Here is a 16,971-nt window from a genome sequence, read left to right on the forward strand (position 1 = left end):
TTTATTGCGCTCCTTCCACATTGGCTCGTTCAACAAAGGTATTCGACCGGACGATCTCAACCAACAGCTGCAACGTTGAAGTATCCGCGCCAGCAAACCCCGGATAAGCAAAGGCAGCAAGATTGTCACGCAACTCTTGCTGACTCCGCGAAATTCCCAACATGAACTCGGTCACATTCTTTACGAAACACTGTTTTGCTTCTTCGCTGTTTGCAAGATACCAGCTCAGTTCAACCGGACCATCGAAGTTTCCATCGGAAGTCAAAGGAGTGCTTAGCCCTTCAAACTCGGTAGCATTGTAGTTGTAAACCGAACCACTGGCATCCACTGCTGAGCCATTGTCCGTATCTCGCCACTGGCCCAAGGCATCGAAGTTTTCAAGTCCAAATCCCAGAGGATCAATTACATTGTGACAACCAGCACAGGTAGGATCCATAGCATGAGCCTCGACTACCTGACGGTTTGTGCTGCCAGGTGGTGGTTCTTCGCCTACAATCGAGGTATCCACACCCGCCGGAGGTGCACCTAGTTCGTTACACAAAAAACGTGTCCAGATAAATTTGCCGCGCCGCGTGGGCGAAGAACGCCTTGAATCCGCGTAGGTGCCAAGCACACCGGCTTGAGTCAGTAATCCAGCGCGTTGAGTCGGATTAAAATCAACCCTCGAAAAAGCCGTACTGGGAGCCGGAACACCGTAGAGACTGGCAAGGCCCGAGTCAATGTACGAATAGTTCGCGGTCATTAATGTCGTGTAAAGAGTATCACCCTCCACCAGTATTTTTTCAACGAAGGTATCGATTTCGGTCTGCATAGATTGTGCCGTGTTTTCTGAAAAATTCGGAAAAAACGTTTCATCCTTGGTCATCAACGCCACATTTTCCATTCCCAACCACTCACGTACAAAACCAGCAAAGTGTTCACCAGCCTTGCTGTAAAGGCGCCGTGCATGCGCTTCACGAACATCAGCATCGAGTAGTTCACCGGCGGAAGCAGCAGCCCTTAGCTCCTCATCCGGCGGTGCTCCCGTTACAAAGAATGCAAGAAGAGTTGCTACCTCATGATCCAACAAAGGAACAACGCTCGTCATATCATCTGCGGGGCCAAGCTCCGTGCGGTAAAGAAAACTCGGCGAAACCAAGATAGTTTGAATTACGTTACTGATGCCGTCTTCAAAAGCGGGCTCGCGTCCGTCTGAGTAGACTTGCATTAAAGCGGTCACTTCCGCATCGAGCACGTCCCGACGAAAAGCTTTTGGAGCAAAATCACGAATAAACTGCTCGGCACAATTGTCTTCCCCGTCGCTTGCGCTGCAAGGCAATAGCGATACTAGGTTTGCTTGCGCACGTTCTGCATAATACTCAGCCGCGCTCATATACTGCTCAGCCAACGAATCGTTGACACGAAGGTTCGCTGCTGCATTGCCAAATCCACCCTCTGCTGGATCGTTAACAAACGCTACGGGCGGCAGAGTAGTATCTCCCAATAAGGCTTTGATGCTGGCCTGGTAGTCTTCGGTGCTGAGGCGCCAAATACGGCGAGAGACATACTGTTTTTGAAGCTCATCGGCGCTTAGATTGGGATCGTTTTCACCCGGCGCATTATCCCCGCTCCCTCCTCCGAATCCCGAGATAAGCCCATTACATCCCAGTAGGAATAGAAATACAAAACTCAGAATTGCTGTTCGATCTATCATTCAGGTTCTCTTTGTCCGTTGGCACAGGCCAGGCTCCAAACCATACGGTCTTCCCCACTGGCGCGCTAACAATGCAATTCACGTGCCAACGCTAAAGGAATAGAATTCGTAGCAATTCCCTGGAATTCACACGCTGGTTTTATCAAACGCAGACCCCCAAAGAACATCATGCGCTCCAAAGCTGCCTTTTTTTGCTAACGCATTGGCCAACTAAGGGGGTCAATGGCAGCCGACAGCGGTTAGATTGCTCCAGCGGGCTTTGGCGACATGGCTTTTGACGAGAGCTTCGATGAGATCAAGTCGTGCTGATGCGCTGCTCTGTTCGCGGAGATTAACGAACATAAGATTACCCATGCCGGAATCAAAGCGAGTGCGTTCGCCCTCTGCCAGTTTTTCCGCGGTTTGAACAAGTTTATTTACGATTTGCGCTTGGCGATGAGCCGCTTTTAGGGCTGATGCTGCATCGTGAACTGAGGTGACAAGATTGTCTCTGACATAGCGCAGTTTTTCTTTTGCTTCCATGATCTCGGCTTTACGTTGTGTCAATCGGCCGCGTTCAGGGCGCAGCAAAAGTGGCATACTAAAGGTCACGCCACCCTCAAAAACTGTGCCAGGCAAGGTCGTGTTGCGTGAAGCATCCCCAAGGTCGCGTGAAAGCTGTGCTTTTAAATCAACCTGTGGCGCGAATTGGTTTTTAGCAAGATCGAGTGTTACGCCGTAGGCCTCAACTTTGGCAAGCTCGCTTCTAAGTAAAGGATGGCATTGCGATACTTGCCTCAACGCCGCTTGCGTATCGAGGGTGGGAGCTTCCAAAACAAGTATATCGTGTGGCAGCTCAGTGGGCTGTGCAAGGAGCGGTCGTCCTTGCGAATCACGCAAAAACATCGAAAGTGCAATCGTACTTTGCTCAAAATGCCGAGTGGCTTTAATTAGACCTTCCTTGCGTTCGAGTACCATACGCTGATTGTCCCAAAGATCAAACTCCGTGACCGCACCAGCCGATAAACGCTGGCTCAATTGTCTATCGCGTTCTTCTGCAAGCTCAAGTAGCTCCAAGGCCACTTCCCGCGCCAAGCCAGCGGCAACCCATTGCCAATAGTGTTTGATGGCTTGAAGCTCGAGGCTCAGGGAAGTAGCTCGAACAACTTGCTCGCTTGCGTGCAGAAGCTTTTCTTGGCTGCGAATCTTGGCACGGCGCTCATCAATCGGACCTCCGCGCCACAAAGGAACTTGCACTCCGCCACGTACTTCACCACCGCCCAGTGTCTCATCGGAATAATAGCTTGGGTAGCGCTCATCTTCGAGACCTAGACCAAGACGATAACCCGCAAAGAGCTCAGCGCCCCAAAGCCCCGTGGCCTGTTTTAGGCCAACATCGAGGCTTCGTAATTCGTAATAACCTCCGCTCCGGGATTTGCCCGAAGCTTCAAGCCGCGGATCGAATCCACCATCGGCTTCGGTAAGTTTTCCCTCGGCTTGCTTAAGTTGCTCAAGAGCGATCCGAATGTGTGGATGATGCTTTTGCACGGAACGAACTACGTCTTCAGGATGAAGGACTTGCTCTTTGCGACGCTTATCAGCTTGCTCCGCAAAAGACTCGATTGGCATAGCAAAGTTGATAAAAAGGGCAGCGACAATCCAGCACAGTAATTTGATAAAGAGAATGATGCCCTTCATGACGAACCCTTCGTCTTGTCCGGAGGCGGCGGGCTAGTAGCTGGCGGAAAACCATTGAACTGTCGCCATATTTCAAAGCCAAGTGGTACCTGGCGTAGTAGAAACCAGCCTTTCGCACGCACACCTTGCCTCAAATAGTTCGGGTTGGGCCAAGGCTCATCCTTGGGATCTGGCACCACGAGGATACGAAAATTGCCTTGGCCATCATCGGCAGCGTCTACAAAGGCTACTCGACCACCGAAGGTTCCTGCGGCGACCGACGGCCACCCTGAGAACTGAATGGCAGGCCAGCCTTCGAACTGTAACCTGACTTTATAGTTGCGACGAATCAACGCCGCATCGTTACCATCCACAAAAAGTGCCACGGCGCGATCATCCACATCAGGTACCATGACGGCTAACACAGCGCCTTGTTTGACTTGTTCGCCACCCTGGCGCACCAGCACCCTTAATATCGTACCGTCTGCTGGTGCGACCACAGTTTGCTGTTTCTGCCGGGCAATATCGACATCAAGACGGGCAAGCGTCGCATTGGTCGAAGCGATATCGGTTTGCGCGCTTTGCAGCGATGCCTCGGCATCGGAGATGCTCGCTTGGCTTGAGGCCTGAGCCTGATTAAGATTGGCGCGCTCTTGCTCGAGCTTTTGCTTCGCCGCACGCACCTCCGCTTCAGACGATTGCACTTTAGCTTGGCTTTGACGAAAAGCTAGCTCGGCAAGCTCAAGATCGCGCACTGACGCCAAGCCCTCTTCTTTAAGCTTTTGTTGCCGAGTGAAATTAATTTGGTTGGTTTCAAACTCGGCTTTGGCTGCTTGCAAATCTTGCTCTTTGGAAGCAAGTTCCTCAGTCGTGATTTGCACTTTGGCTCGCGCTGAATCGATCTGGGCGCGCTGCGAAGCACGCAAGGATGCAATCCGGGACTCAAGGTTTTCTACACGAGCGATTTGCGCGGCGTAGCGTAACTCAACAGCTGTACGTTCGTTGCCCATGCGATCCAGGAATTAGCGCATCGTTGTCAGCAAGCTCAACCACAGGCTCCCCAGCTTTGATTTTGTCACCCTCGTTAACGAACCAACGCGCTACTCGGCCATCGATCGTGGCCTCTATTTGTTGTTGACGCTGATTCGGGACATAGGCCATGACCTGACCACTCCCTTGCACATTCTGCTGCCACGGAGCCACCAAGCAGGTAACAAAAAAAATTAGCATAGCCAGAGCAAGTGTCTTGGCAACAGGCTTGGCACTGCCTGGTGGGGGAACTAATTCCACAGCATTCATGGTTTGCACTTCGCCCAGAGGGAGCTTGGTATGTTCAAGCTCAGACATCAACGCTCTCCTCGGAAAAATCGATGCTGCGGTCACACCAGGTGTAAAGCAAAGGCTGCTCCGACAAGGCAAGGATAGAAAGGTTTGAAAATTGTGGTAGCGAAGAAGCTAACGCCGTTTGCGCATCGGGCGGGAGCCTATCGAATACCTGATCCAAGATCACAAGAACTGGATGTCCTACCAGTACCCGAGCCAATGTCAGTCGCAGCAGTTGCCCGTAGGACAAAGGTGCTCCTTTGGGACCAAGCTCAGTGTGCAAGCCTTGTGGTAGATGGCGAATATCATTTTTGAGCCCAACTGCATCCAGTAGCTCCCAAATGTCTTCTGAGGATAGCGTTGCATCTGCTGCGCACATGTTATCTCTAATACTTCCCGGCAGGGCCTCAGCATCTCGAACTACCGCGACTTTTCTGCGCAGCGCATCCACCGAGATATCCCGTACGTCTCGTCCACCAAACTCCAGAATCCCGTGTTTGACCGGGCTCAGGCCGAACAAGGCATCACCGAGCGCTGTTGCAGCTTGTTCGCCTAGGCCATGCACATGAACTGATTCGTTTTGCCCCACGGCAAAAGTCAATGTGCAAACTTTCTCTATATTTTTCTGAAGTTGAAGACCTTCTGTGGCGAGCACAGGTCTATCCGTATCGAATATCAACTCGGAATCACCAACACTATCTTCTAGAGGCAAATCAAGTAGCTCGCCCATTTTATCGACTGAGGCTAAAAAGTCGTAAAAGGTTTCGACTTTCCTGCCGAGCTTGGCAATGGAAATGAGTACAGCAGTCACAATCAATTCAGCTGCCACGAGCTGACCGATGGTAAGCTGCTTGTTCATGACAAGCAGCCCTCCGATCGCAAGCAAGGTTACACTCGCAAATACCTGAATACTTAGCGCTCCAACAAACTGCCGAAACACCACCCGAAAATGACTATCGCGCTTTTGCAAATAATCCAGCGCGAGTGTATGGCTGCGTTTTTGAGCAAAGTCGCGACTTGCATCAAGTTTAAACAGCACCGGATGTCTTGCCATTTCCTCAAGCCAACCGGCTACCGCATATTTGGCTTTGGATTCACTAATGCCGCTCTGAATTCCCCCACGACCAAGAAAAGAAAAAACATAGACCGCGGTAACCACTAGTATAAGATCAAAGCCCAAAAGCCACGGGTGGTAAAAGGCTAGTACAGTAAGTCCAACGACAACGATGAGTGCCGCATCAAGACCGTCGGTGAGCAAATTAGCCACGGACTTTTGTGCCAAGAAAACGTCGAAAAAACGGTTAAGTAGTTCTGGACCGTTTCTTGTTTGGAATGCACCACTCTTGACGCGCACTAGGCGGGTATTAATTTCAGCAACGATTCGCACGAAAAGTCGGCGCTGCAGCATCTCGACCACACGCAGCTGAAGCGCCCGCAAAGCCGCCCAGATCCCAAGCGCGACTGCCAATAGCGTTGAGAGCACCAGCAATGGCTGACGCAGTCCAGTAAATGCAACCGTATTGACCAACGACTGAACGGCTATGGGGACTGCCAACGAAAACAAGCCCATGGTGATGCCGTAGATGACCACGACCGTAATATCGCCACGATCCAGTTCAAGAAAGGCCCAACTTCGTTTCAAGGCATTTTTTTGATGAAAAGCCGACAAAGCCAATTGCTGGGCATACACGGGAATACTTGCGCGCGGAGAGTCAATCACGTTTTGATCCGAATGCTTTTTGCCACGAAGCTTCAAGTTTCGCCATCCTCTCAGAGAAAGAGCCATAACACAAATATGACATACATTTCAGGTAAGTCAATACCGTAATCATAAACATGTATTTGAAATACATGAAATATAGTGCTAGATATTAACCATGCACAACGATGTTCAGCATTGGTCTTTTCTCAGCAATCATGCCCACGTGCTTATTTGCATTGCCCGCGATGCGACTGTTCGTGTTCGCGACATCGCGCTGACGGTGGGCATCACTGAGCGAGCAGTTCAGCGCATTTTAGGTGAACTGGAAGATGCAAGAGTGATCCGCCGAGAACGCGAGGGGCGTCGCAACCATTACGCCATCGATGGACGCCGACATCTTCGCCACAAGCTTGAATCAAATCATACGGTCAAAGAATTGCGATACACTGGTCCCCTAGCAATGAGCAACGAGGTATGCGTTCCAGCAGGGATCGGCTTCAACTTTCGTTTGTCGGGTGAAGTTGCCGTCGCCCTCGCCTTTGCCGTCATCACCTTCCCAATAGACATCGACTTTTGAAAAACCTACTTCGAGCAAAAGTTCTTGAAGCTCTTTGAGCTGCCAGAGCCGCCAGTCATACACGAAGGCATCTTTCATCTCACTGCCGTCAGGAAAATGAAAATGAATATGGTTGACTGTGTTCGCATCGATGGGATTGTAAAGATCTTGCTCCCAAATGTAGCTAAAGTCTTCGTGTTCCGTCTCTTCGATAAGCTCTTCTTGGGTCTCCGGACCCCCGAAATGATCAAGAATTAACATGCCGTCTTTGTGCAGCGAAGTCAGAACCGATTCGAAATACTCCGCAAGATCAGCACGCTCTTTGAAACCAAAATAGCTAAAGTTAAAGGCCACGGCAATATCAAAGTTGTGGGTCACCGTATGACGAACATCTTGCCGCAAAAGCGTTATGCGCTTTTTTTCATCCTCGTCCAAAGGATCAATGTTGTGCGTTTTGCCCCATTCTAGCACTTGTTCATCAAAATCAACACCGACAGCGCTTCGCTTTGGATCGCTCTTAGCCCAAAGCGCACACATCAAAGCAGTGCCGCAAAAGTCTTCGCGCAGTGAAAGAGGAGCGCGTCCGTTTGTTTGACGAAATACCTGCTCTAAAAATTCAATGTCGGTTTCTGGATCTTGAACCGCGCGTTGATAGAGCAGATGTTTGTCTGCTGTTTTCGCCGTAAGCCCGGATTTCGAGGCTGGTTTCTTTTTTCGTTTTGCTTCACCCATAATGCCAGGCGCACGATACGCGGATAGCGTAGAGTTTCAAGCTTTCTACTGATTTTTTACGATTTACTTAGCAGCGATGAATGCCCGCAACACTTGATGAGCAATGCGCGCTTGATAGTCATCGTCGAAGGCGACTGCATCCGTTCCGGATAATTGCGGCAAAGTCCGCGCTTCATCACGCTTGGGTTCTGGAATCACTTTGCTTTCATCCTGAAGCGGATTGGGCAGATGCCCTTCGAGGGCTGCCTCGCTAATGCTCGATTGTGCACCTTTGGCTTTGTCGGGATCGATCTGCTCGACAATAACATCTGGCTCGATACCCTCAGCCTGAATCGAACGGCCGGACGGCGTGTAGTATCTTGCGATGGTAAGCTTTAGCGCACTTCCGTCAGGAAACTCATTGATCGTTTGCACGCTGCCTTTGCCGAAGCTTCGCAACCCTACAATTGTCGCACGCTTGTTGTCTTGCAATGCTCCGGAGACGATTTCAGCAGCACTTGCTGAATACTGATTGATCAAAACAACCATGGGCCATTCTGGACGGGTACCTGCCGCATTCGCAGTGGCTTCATGAATAAGCACTCCACCTCGACCTCGCGTGGTTACGATAGTGCCGCGCGATAAAAACTCATCACTCACGCCTATGGCCTCATCAAGAAGGCCACCTGGATTGTTTCGCAAATCAAGAATCAGGCCTTGAATGCCGCCGTTTTTTGCAGCACGGGATGCAGCCTCATCGAGCGCTCGGCGAAGTTCGGTTGTGGTGGTTTTCTGAAAAGCTTTAAGTTGCAGGTAGACAACTTGATCGGCGAGCAGGCGCGCTTCGACGGCATGCACACGAATAATCTCACGGCGTAAAGTCATGTCCACCACTTGTTGGCTCTTTTGACGACGCAACCTAAAGTGAACGGGCGTTCCAGGCTCGCCTCGCATCAAACGAATCGCTTCACTAATAGGCATGTCTCGCGCTTCTTGCCGTTCGATAAATACAAAACGATCACCGGGTTCGATGCGTGCACGTTCAGCAGGGCCTCCATCAAAGACGCCAACAACAGTCAACCAACCATCGGATGCATCGATTTCCACACCTATGCCACCAAAGCGACCTTCGGTGTCTGCATTCAGCACACGATAGGCTTGCGGATCCATGTAAGCGGAATGTGGGTCGAGCTCCAACACCATGCCACGCACTGCACCCTGAATGAGTTTGTCCTGATCGGGCTCATCAACGTAGCTGCGTTCCACGTAGGCCAAAGCTTGAGCAAACACCCCTAAGTTGCGGTAGGGGCTGGCCGAAGTTGGCAAAGCAGCCGCTATGGTGCTGGCAAAGGCGGCTCCGCAGGCAAAAGCCAGCACGAGGGCCAAAGCCGCTGAAACTCGCTTTTTTATCGGTATTTTGTTCATTTTTTGAAGAATCATCGTCCAGACCTGTACGCCCCAGTTCCAGCTACACTATAACGAATTTGCAGAGTTGTGGATCCGTAGGACGCTGTGCGTTACGCTAATTTCTCAGGGTACACTCTACCCCAATATCACGAAGGGATACTTGACTATGGCAGGAAGCGACAAAAGAAAGCAGAGCCTTTATTTTCCAGAGGCAATGCTCCAAGACATCCAAACTGAAGCAACCCGACTCGACCGCTCACTTTCTTGGATCGTGCAGCGTTGTGTCAAGCTCGGGCTCTCAGAAATCCGCAAATTACCATCAGTGAACGAGATTCCTGGCGGCGCGGACGATGAAAAAGAGCTTCAGCAAAGCGCTGAGAATTAAGACACAACCTTGGAGTCCTGACCGAGGGCTCGGAGATAATCAGAATCCCTGATGTTTTTGGCGTGACGAAGCGATACAGGGGTATCGGCGAGAAACAGTGGAAACATCAGGGATTCTGAGGGTTACGAGATCGACGGGAGTGACTTCAAGATTACGTCTTGCGCTTGCTCCGATGAGAGCAGAACTCATCGGAGCGAGCAATCGCTCTAGCAATATTTCAAATAGCCAGTAGGCCGGCCACTGAGGCTGTCATAAATGTCGCTAAGGTTCCGCCGAGCATGGCGCGCATGCCCAGGTGCGCGAGGTCTGCGCGACGCTCGGGTGCAAGGCTGCCGATGCCGCCGATTTGGATTGCGATCGATCCAAGGTTGGCAAAGCCGCAGAGTGCATAGGCGACAATGGTCGAAGAGCGCGGATGCAATTGCTGCGTAGCCGAGTTTAGGATTTCTCCTAGATGGCCGTAAGCCACAAACTCATTGAGAACAAGCTTTTCACCAAGCAAGCCAGCAACCGTAGCGCAGTCTTGCAAGGGCACACCCATCACAAAAGCAAAAGGCCAAAACAGGTAGCCCAAAATCCGTTGCAAGGTCCACGGATTCCAACTGAGAAAATCAGCGGCAGGAAGATGGCCCAAGCGAATGGCCTGATCGATGCATTGTCCGTAACCAGCAGCTCCTTTGGGCTCAACGCAACCTTGCGGAAGGCCAATGCCAAGTTTGCCAAGAGCGAGCGCGGCATCCTTCCACACGGCTTGGTTGTGCCAAAGCGCAGGCAGCGCCAAGAAATAATTCAGCATGGCTACCAAAGCGACAAAGGCTAAAAGCATAGCGCCGACATTCAGAGCCAAACGCATGCCATCACCGGCGCCTCGCGTGGCGGCATCAATGCCGTTGACGTCTTGTTTTTCAACGTGAACCGACAGCGAGTTGGCCGTTTCGGATGGTTTGGTTTCAGGAACCATGACCTTGGCGACAACCAGGGCGGCCGGTGCGTTCATCACGCTTGCTGCAACAAGGTGCCCGGCAATATCGGGGAAACTCATCCGCAACATACCGACATAGGCCGCAAGCACGCCCCCTGCCACGGTGGCAAAGCCGCTGACCATCACCGTCATAAGCTCCGATTGAGTCATGCCAGCTAAAAACGGTCGAACAACCAAAGGGGCCTCGGTTTGCCCAACAAAAATGTTTGAAGTGACACACACGGTTTCAGAGCCCGAAGTGCGCATCGTGCGTTGCATGGCCCAAGCCATGCCTTTGACAATGCGCTGCATCACGCCGTAGTGATAGAGCAAGGCCATCAAGGAGGAAAAGAATACTATCGTTGGCAGCACGTTCAACGCAAAGGTGAACTCATCGTCGAGATACTTTCCAAAGATGAAGCGCGCTCCATCGGTGGTGAAACTCAAGAGTTGATTGACAGCACCATTGAGGTTTGAAAAAAGCCATTGCCCAGCTGAGCTGCGTAAAACAAACACGCCAAAGCAAAGCTGGAGGCCTACCCCCCAAATCACAATACGCCAGGGGACTTTGCGTTTGTGGCTTGACATAAGCCAAGCGCAGCCAATCATGAACACAACACCGAATAATGAAATGAGACGTTCCACAGTTTTATTCCGATGCGCTGTACATCGCGTCAATTTGGTTTTGGAAATTTTTACTGATCACAGCACGACGTAACTTGAGCGTGGGCGTAAGTTCACCGTGCTCTTGAGAGAAAGATCGCTCGAGGACCGTATATTTTTTGATTTGCTCGACACGAGCCAAATTTTTGTTAACTTGTCTGTATATGCATGGCAACACGGTCGTTCTGCTCCTCTGAGCTGAGCCCCTTACAAAAAGCGGGGTTTAGCACAATCAGCGCGGTTAAGTACTTGCGTTTATCGCCAATGACGACAGCTTCTTCGATTAAATCTAGCTCTTTTAGGGCGTTTTCAATATTTGCAGGGGAAATATTTTTTCCGCCCGAGGTTATAATGATGTCTTTTTTCCGCCCTGTGATGCTCAAATACCCGTCAGGATCAAAGCTTCCTAAATCCCCTGTATGAAGCCACCCCTCCCTTAGCGCGGCTCGGCTCGCTTCCTCGTCCTTATAGTAGCCAAGAAACACGTTGGGACCTGAAACCAAAATCTCATCATCCTCGGCGAGTTTTACCGAAACACCTGGGAAGGCCGGACCCACCGTGCCCAGGCGTGTTCTTCCCGGGATATTAAAACTTGTAGGGCCGGTCACTTCGCTTTGGCCATAGACCTCATGAATAAGGATATCCAGCGAAGCAAAAAAACGTAGAAGTTCTTCGGAGATGGGCGCAGCCGAGCTGATGAGTAAGTTTGCGCGCCCTAGGCCAAGGGCTTTACGTAGCTTGCCTAGCACCAAGCGACGTGCCGCACCCAAAAGCAAGCTATCGAGAGGATTGATTGTGCACTGTGTTGCGCGCTCGTTGATACTTCGCTCACCCACGGCCTTGGCCAAATTGAAGAGTGCTTGCTTTAATGCGGGAGCTTGCTGCAACTTGCTAAGCAAACCTTCATGCATTTTTTCCCAAACACGTGGAACGCCGAAAAAGAAAGTGGGCTCCACAGTTTTTAAATGCTCCAGTAGATGGTCCATGGACTGTGCGAAATAGACTTGAGCCCCTGAAGCAATCGGACCGTAGATCGTAAAAACTTGCTCAGCGATGTGCGCCAATGGCAAATAAGAAAGCGTCCTGTCTTGTTCGTCAATCTGAACGGAATGCGCGGCCGTTCTTCCGGTCCATGCAATGTTCTGATGGCTCAGCATCACCCCTTTTGGAAAGCCTGTGGTTCCAGAAGTGTATACCAGTACCGCAAGATCGTCTGGGGCAAGCCTATCCACCTGCTGCGCTAAAAACTCAAGCGAAGCACTCTCGCCGTACGCCAACAGATCCTTAAAATGCCACGCGCGAACATGATCCGGAAGATGCAGCTCCGATATCTGACCTTCCATAACAATCACGTGCTGAAGCGCTGGAAAAGTCTGCTTCGTTTTAACCAAACGATTGAAGAGCTTGGCTTCCTGAACAAGTAAAAATTTTGCTTCAGTATGTCTGAGAACATAGCTTGAATCTTCTTCGCTGCTGTTTTTATAAATCCCTGCCGCGGCTCCACCGAGCGACATGCACGCGAGATTAAAAATGACCCATTCGGGACGATTGCTTCCTTGAATGCAACCGATGTCACCCCTACTGAAACCGAGCCGATCGAGTGCTTTTGAAATCTTAGCTACTTGCTGCGCATAGCTTTGCCAAGAAGTCGGTAGCCACTTTTGATCTTGCCACACAAAATAAGCCGAACGTTCAGAAAAGGCTTGGGCGTTTTGTAAGAGAAAGCTCGGTATACTGAAAGTTGTTTTCGACATGTGAAGCTTTCATGTCTACCACAAGCATAACTTCAGGAGGAGATCCTTCTTTTCACTCTTTTAATAGGCACATCGCCTATGGCTCTGAGAAGGACTCAGCCACCGCCACACGACATTGCGATCAGATTTCCGTCCACAAACAAATCGTCACAAAAAACCTTGCAAAGATACCTTTAGGATCTACAGTAAGGTTAATCGTGCAAGAGGTGGACAGTGTGTCCGCGAAATAGCGCTTTGCAAAAGTTTAGGTGCACGAACTGTGCACTAATTATCGCTAGCGAATTGCTCTGGCTTGGAACGCCTGCATTCGCCGATGCACAAAGTGATCGTGTCTACGACCTAGCTTTCGCAGCATCGATTTCAGAAGAAAAGAGAGGAAATGTATCAGGAGCAATTCAGCTCCTGCTTCCAGTGAAAAAGCTTTACCCTCAGGATTTCGAACTCATGTTGCGCTTAGGTTGGCTCTATTTCCAAAACGAGCAATACAACAACGCACTTGAGAATTATCAACAAGCCTTTTCGATGTCGAACGGAGATGACCAAGCTGCGCTTGGCCTGGGATGGTCACTGTCACGTTTGAATCGTTGCCCCGAAGCCTTAGTTTTTTTTGATGATGTTCTTCGCAAAAACCCGGACCAAGTCTCCGCCAAAGAGGGTCAATCGTTCTGTGACGAGCCCGGATGGCTGATCCTGAGCCTTGGCCTCTCTAGCACTTACCAATACCATAGCGCGCATCCGTACTTGGATTGGGGTTTAGGCGTTTCACCCAGAATCAGCGCTATCCTTGATTCGGTTTTTCTCCTGGACATCAGCTACCGAAGAACCGAGTTTCAAGCAGACCAAAGCTCTAGAGCAGGCGCCTCGCCAAATAGGACACACGGCATTTCCGTCGATGAAGCTTTTTTGTCTATGGGGCTTCAAAGCTCAAAACTCGGCGCACTCCTAACTTATGCTTTTGCAGCGAGCAACTCAGACTATCTTGCAAGGGCACATGCACTCGGTCTAAGAGGCTCCGTCCGGTATTGGGGAGAGTTTGTTCTTGAAAACAGTGCAACGTTTTATAGCGATTTGACTGTGTGGCGTTTTGCCCCTTCCTGGGCCATGCCACTGACTTCTTGGCTATCAATACAACCTTACGGAGCGCTTCAGGTCCTTAATAGTGAGCTACCCGTAGAAGCCGGACTTACAAGCACAGTATGGAATACTCTGGGAAGCCTGTGGCTTGGTTGCCGTCTCGGTAAAGCCAAGCGACCTACACGGCTAAGTGAACCAAGCATTTACAACACTTTCGATACCTTTCGGCAAAGCGTCTACTCCGGGGCATCGTTACGAATAGCGCAGCACTGGCAGCTGTGGGTTAACTACCAAATAGAACGCCGTCAGCTGCTCGATGAGCTTAGCCAAACACACCACAGCTTAGCTCACTATTTTTCATTAGGCATAAGTTTGAACAACATTGAACTGGGAGAATGAAATGACGGACCTACAACGTTTATCGGATCTTGCTGTGAGTGACACGGGCTTTGTGTTTGACCCTTTTACCGGGTCCACCTTCTCCGCAAATAAGACTGCCTTGCTCCTTATCCGTGGCTTTAAGGAAAAGACTCCTAAAGCCGAACTTATCGATATTTTGCAAAGAGAATTTGAAATTGAGCCCACGGATACGCTTGAGAGGGACGTAGACGAATTTATTCAAGTGCTCAGAAACTACAATTTGGTTTCGAGAGATTGTGAGCTATGAGCACGAAAGCTATCACTATTGCTATTACGGGGCTAAACGCATCTGACAATCCTGCGCCCGGTGTTGCGGTGATGCGAAGCATCCGTCATGCAAGTGAATTTTCCGGACAGCTAGTTGGTCTTTGCTACGATAGTTTGGATTCTGGCAACTTTGCTTCGGAACTTGCAGATGCTGTTTTTCTCATGCCCTACCCGAGGGAGGGCATCGCCGCATTTGAAGAGCGGCTTCGCTATATCCATTCGCTACGTCCCATCGATGTGTTTATCCCCACGCTTGATTCTGAACTAAGCGCTTGCTTGGAACTTGAACCTGTCTTTTCAGAACTTGGCATCCGAACCTTTCTACCAACAAAAAAACAACTCGAGCTCCGGTCAAAAGCGCATCTCTGCACCCTTGGTGCACACTTCGGTATACAGGTACCTCGCACTCGCGTTGTCAACGAAGCACAGGAACTCTACACAATCGACAAAGAAGTCCCTTACCCTCTTTTTATCAAAGGAGTGTTTTACGGAGCGATAAAAGCACAGACCCCAGACGAAGCAATTAGTGCCTTTCATAAAACCGTAGCGCAGTGGGGGACTCCCGTTGTGGCCCAACAAGCAATAACTGGAACTGAATTTGATGTCGTTGCTGTAGGGGACGGCAATGGTGGACTTGTAGGCGCCGTACCCATGCGCAAAACTCTCCTAAGCAAAGAAGGCAAAGGCTGGGCTGGTATTACCATCAAGGACCCCAAACTACTTGAACTTACTGAAGCCTTTGCAAAAGCCAGCGCATGGCGTGGCCCATTCGAAATCGAGGTCATGCTTGATCGACAAAACAACTATCAACTCATGGAAATTAACCCACGCTTTCCAGCGTGGACCTATTTGAGCACAGGAGCCGGGATGAATCTTCCATGGAGGGTCGTACGCCGAGCGCTGGGCGATACAACACCCATCAAACAAGACTACCGTGTTGGCACCCTGTTTAGCCGTATTGCTATTGATCAAATCGTTGAGCTTGCAGAGTTCGAACAGCTTGTAACCTGTGGCGAATTATTTCGAAGATCTACCGAGGAGGCAGTATGAACAAAGATAAATACGAGCGACCAGTACTAATTCGGCACGCCATTGGGTTGATGAACAAGTATTCACGCATGCGCTCCATGCAGCCGCAATCTCATATTGATGGTGTTTCAGTAGCCGAGCTGATCAACACTTACGGTTCTCCTTTGGTCGTCTTCTCGGAACGCACTCTTATTGATCGTTATCGAGAACTGGAACAGGCTCTTTCAACGCGCTATCCCAACTACCATATCGCCTGGTCCTACAAGACCAACTATCTTGATGCGATTTGCCGCGTCTTTCATAAAAATGGAGCGTGGGCAGAGGTGGTCTCTGAGTTCGAGTATGAAAAAGCACTTCATCTTAACATACCAGCCGAGCATATTCATTTTAATGGGCCACTTAAATCCGAGAACGTACTGCAGCGAGCGCTTTCGTCGGGCACTATTATTCATATTGATCATTTTGATGAAATGGCGTTGGCCGAGCGCATTGCCAAAGAACTATCGTTTCGTCCCAAGGTTGGAATTCGCATTAACATGAGTGTTGAAGGCGCTCCTCAATGGAGCCGTTTTGGTTTCAATTTGGAAAACGGTCAAGCGCTTGATGCCGTCTCTCGACTACTTGCCGGAGGGTCTTTGCAACTTGCTGGCATACACTGCCACATTGGAACTTTTATTATGGATCCTGGCGCTTACCGAGAACAAAGTCAGAAGCTCGCGGAGTTTGCCAATCTGATTAAAGAGAAACATGGCATTTTTTCTGTCCTTCATCGATATCGGGGGAGGTTTCGCCTCGCACAACAACCTCAAGGCTCAATATTTACCCGGTGAACAAGCAATTCCGCCTCTATCTCGCTATGTCGAAGCCATTTCCGAAGGCTTAGCAAAGCTAGACTATCCACCCGATCAAAAACCAACTCTTGTACTCGAGACAGGTAGAGCACTCGTCGATGATGCAGGCTATATGCTTGCTAGTGTCGTAGCAAACAAGCGACTCCCTGACAGTCGTAGAGCTGTCGTTATCGACGCGGGTGTCAACCTGCTCTTCACCTCTTTTTGGTACAACCACGATATCATTCCCGCGCAACCCTTCAGCGGCAACCTTGAGCCTACAGTAATCTACGGACCGCTGTGCATGAACATTGATGTACTTCGCGACAATTTTCTTTTTCCGCCTCTCGACGTCGGCGATCATTTGGTGATTCGAAACATTGGTGCCTACAACGTAACGCAATGGATGCAGTTTATAACCTATCGTCCAGCCGTAGTACTCATTGGAACGGACGGTCAACATAGTGTTATCCGGCGCAAAGAAAACCTTGAAAGCATCCTTTCGCATGAAACACTTCCGAACTGGCTAGCTTAGGGCCA

At 50.2% G+C, this 16,971-nt stretch carries 12 protein-coding genes and 2 pseudogenes; 6 read left to right on the plus strand and 8 right to left on the minus strand.

Translation table 11 applies throughout. The features are described from left to right. Position 1: 1 nt before the first annotated feature. The 5 genes from IPJ88_18140 to IPJ88_18160 all read right to left on the minus strand — a co-directional run bounded on the left by IPJ88_18140 (position 2) and on the right by IPJ88_18160 (position 6,458). The gene (locus IPJ88_18140; protein ID QQR90045.1) at positions 2 to 1,693 is read right to left on the minus strand and encodes a DUF1592 domain-containing protein; all 1,692 of its coding nucleotides are present in this window, start codon (positions 1,691 to 1,693) and stop codon (positions 2 to 4) included. Between the two features lie 219 nt (positions 1,694 to 1,912). After that, a complete protein-coding gene (locus tag IPJ88_18145; GenBank protein ID QQR90046.1) occupies positions 1,913 to 3,370 on the minus strand; it encodes a TolC family protein in 1,458 nt (485 codons plus the stop codon). Next, positions 3,367 to 4,359 (minus strand): HlyD family efflux transporter periplasmic adaptor subunit, encoded by a 993-nt coding sequence (locus IPJ88_18150; protein QQR90047.1) that lies wholly within the window; start codon positions 4,357 to 4,359, stop codon positions 3,367 to 3,369. The genes IPJ88_18145 and IPJ88_18150 overlap by 4 nt, the downstream gene beginning before the upstream one ends. Then, positions 4,334 to 4,696: a biotin/lipoyl-binding protein gene (locus IPJ88_18155; GenBank protein ID QQR90048.1), complete on the minus strand. Its 363-nt coding sequence runs from the start codon at positions 4,694 to 4,696 to the stop codon at positions 4,334 to 4,336. Before IPJ88_18155 ends, IPJ88_18150 begins: the two co-directional genes overlap by 26 nt. Then, positions 4,689 to 6,458, minus strand: coding sequence for an ABC transporter ATP-binding protein (locus IPJ88_18160; GenBank protein ID QQR90049.1), 1,770 nt, complete (start codon positions 6,456 to 6,458; stop codon positions 4,689 to 4,691). The genes IPJ88_18155 and IPJ88_18160 overlap by 8 nt, the downstream gene beginning before the upstream one ends. A gap of 91 nt (positions 6,459 to 6,549) precedes the next feature. Between IPJ88_18160 and IPJ88_18165 the strand changes: the two genes are divergently transcribed. Beyond that, positions 6,550 to 6,951, plus strand: a complete 402-nt coding sequence (locus tag IPJ88_18165) for a winged helix-turn-helix transcriptional regulator (protein ID QQR90050.1) — start codon at positions 6,550 to 6,552, stop codon at positions 6,949 to 6,951. 774 nt (positions 6,952 to 7,725) lie between these two features. On the opposite strand, the gene IPJ88_18170 is transcribed toward IPJ88_18165, so the two are convergent. Next, a complete protein-coding gene (locus tag IPJ88_18170) occupies positions 7,726 to 9,081 on the minus strand; it encodes a S41 family peptidase (GenBank protein QQR90051.1) in 1,356 nt (451 codons plus the stop codon). 133 nt (positions 9,082 to 9,214) lie between these two features. Here IPJ88_18170 and IPJ88_18175 point away from each other — a divergent pair, with 133 nt between their 5' ends. Then, entirely contained in the window at positions 9,215 to 9,433 is a 219-nt protein-coding gene (locus IPJ88_18175; GenBank protein ID QQR90052.1) for a TIGR04563 family protein, read from the plus strand. A 217-nt stretch (positions 9,434 to 9,650) separates the two neighbouring features. Here the strand turns inward: IPJ88_18175 and IPJ88_18180 are convergent, their stop codons facing one another. Both IPJ88_18180 and IPJ88_18185 read right to left on the minus strand, forming a co-directional pair. Next, positions 9,651 to 11,039 carry a NupC/NupG family nucleoside CNT transporter gene (locus tag IPJ88_18180; GenBank protein QQR90053.1) on the minus strand — a complete coding sequence of 463 codons (1,389 nt, stop codon included), beginning with the start codon at positions 11,037 to 11,039 and terminating at the stop codon, positions 9,651 to 9,653. A 4-nt stretch (positions 11,040 to 11,043) separates the two neighbouring features. Beyond that, positions 11,044 to 12,811, minus strand: a pseudogene (locus IPJ88_18185) (long-chain fatty acid--CoA ligase). Positions 12,812 to 13,045: 234 nt separating this feature from the next. Between IPJ88_18185 and IPJ88_18190 the strand changes: the two are divergent. The 4 genes and pseudogenes from IPJ88_18190 (at position 13,046) to IPJ88_18205 (ending at position 16,966) form a co-directional block, all read left to right on the plus strand. After that, positions 13,046 to 14,284: a tetratricopeptide repeat protein gene (locus IPJ88_18190; protein QQR90054.1), complete on the plus strand. Its 1,239-nt coding sequence runs from the start codon at positions 13,046 to 13,048 to the stop codon at positions 14,282 to 14,284. 1 nt (position 14,285) lies between these two features. After that, complete coding sequence (locus IPJ88_18195) at positions 14,286 to 14,552, plus strand: PqqD family protein (GenBank protein QQR90055.1); 267 nt, start codon at positions 14,286 to 14,288, stop codon at positions 14,550 to 14,552. Next, positions 14,549 to 15,622, plus strand: a complete 1,074-nt coding sequence (locus IPJ88_18200; GenBank protein QQR90056.1) for an ATP-grasp domain-containing protein — start codon at positions 14,549 to 14,551, stop codon at positions 15,620 to 15,622. Before IPJ88_18195 ends, IPJ88_18200 begins: the two co-directional genes overlap by 4 nt. Then, positions 15,619 to 16,966 (plus strand): annotated as a pseudogene (locus tag IPJ88_18205) (diaminopimelate decarboxylase). Before IPJ88_18200 ends, IPJ88_18205 begins: the two are co-directional and overlap by 4 nt. Positions 16,967 to 16,971 lie beyond the last annotated feature (5 nt).

This window comes from Myxococcales bacterium (assembly GCA_016699535.1).
In the GTDB taxonomy this organism is placed as follows: Bacteria; Myxococcota_A; Polyangia; order Polyangiales.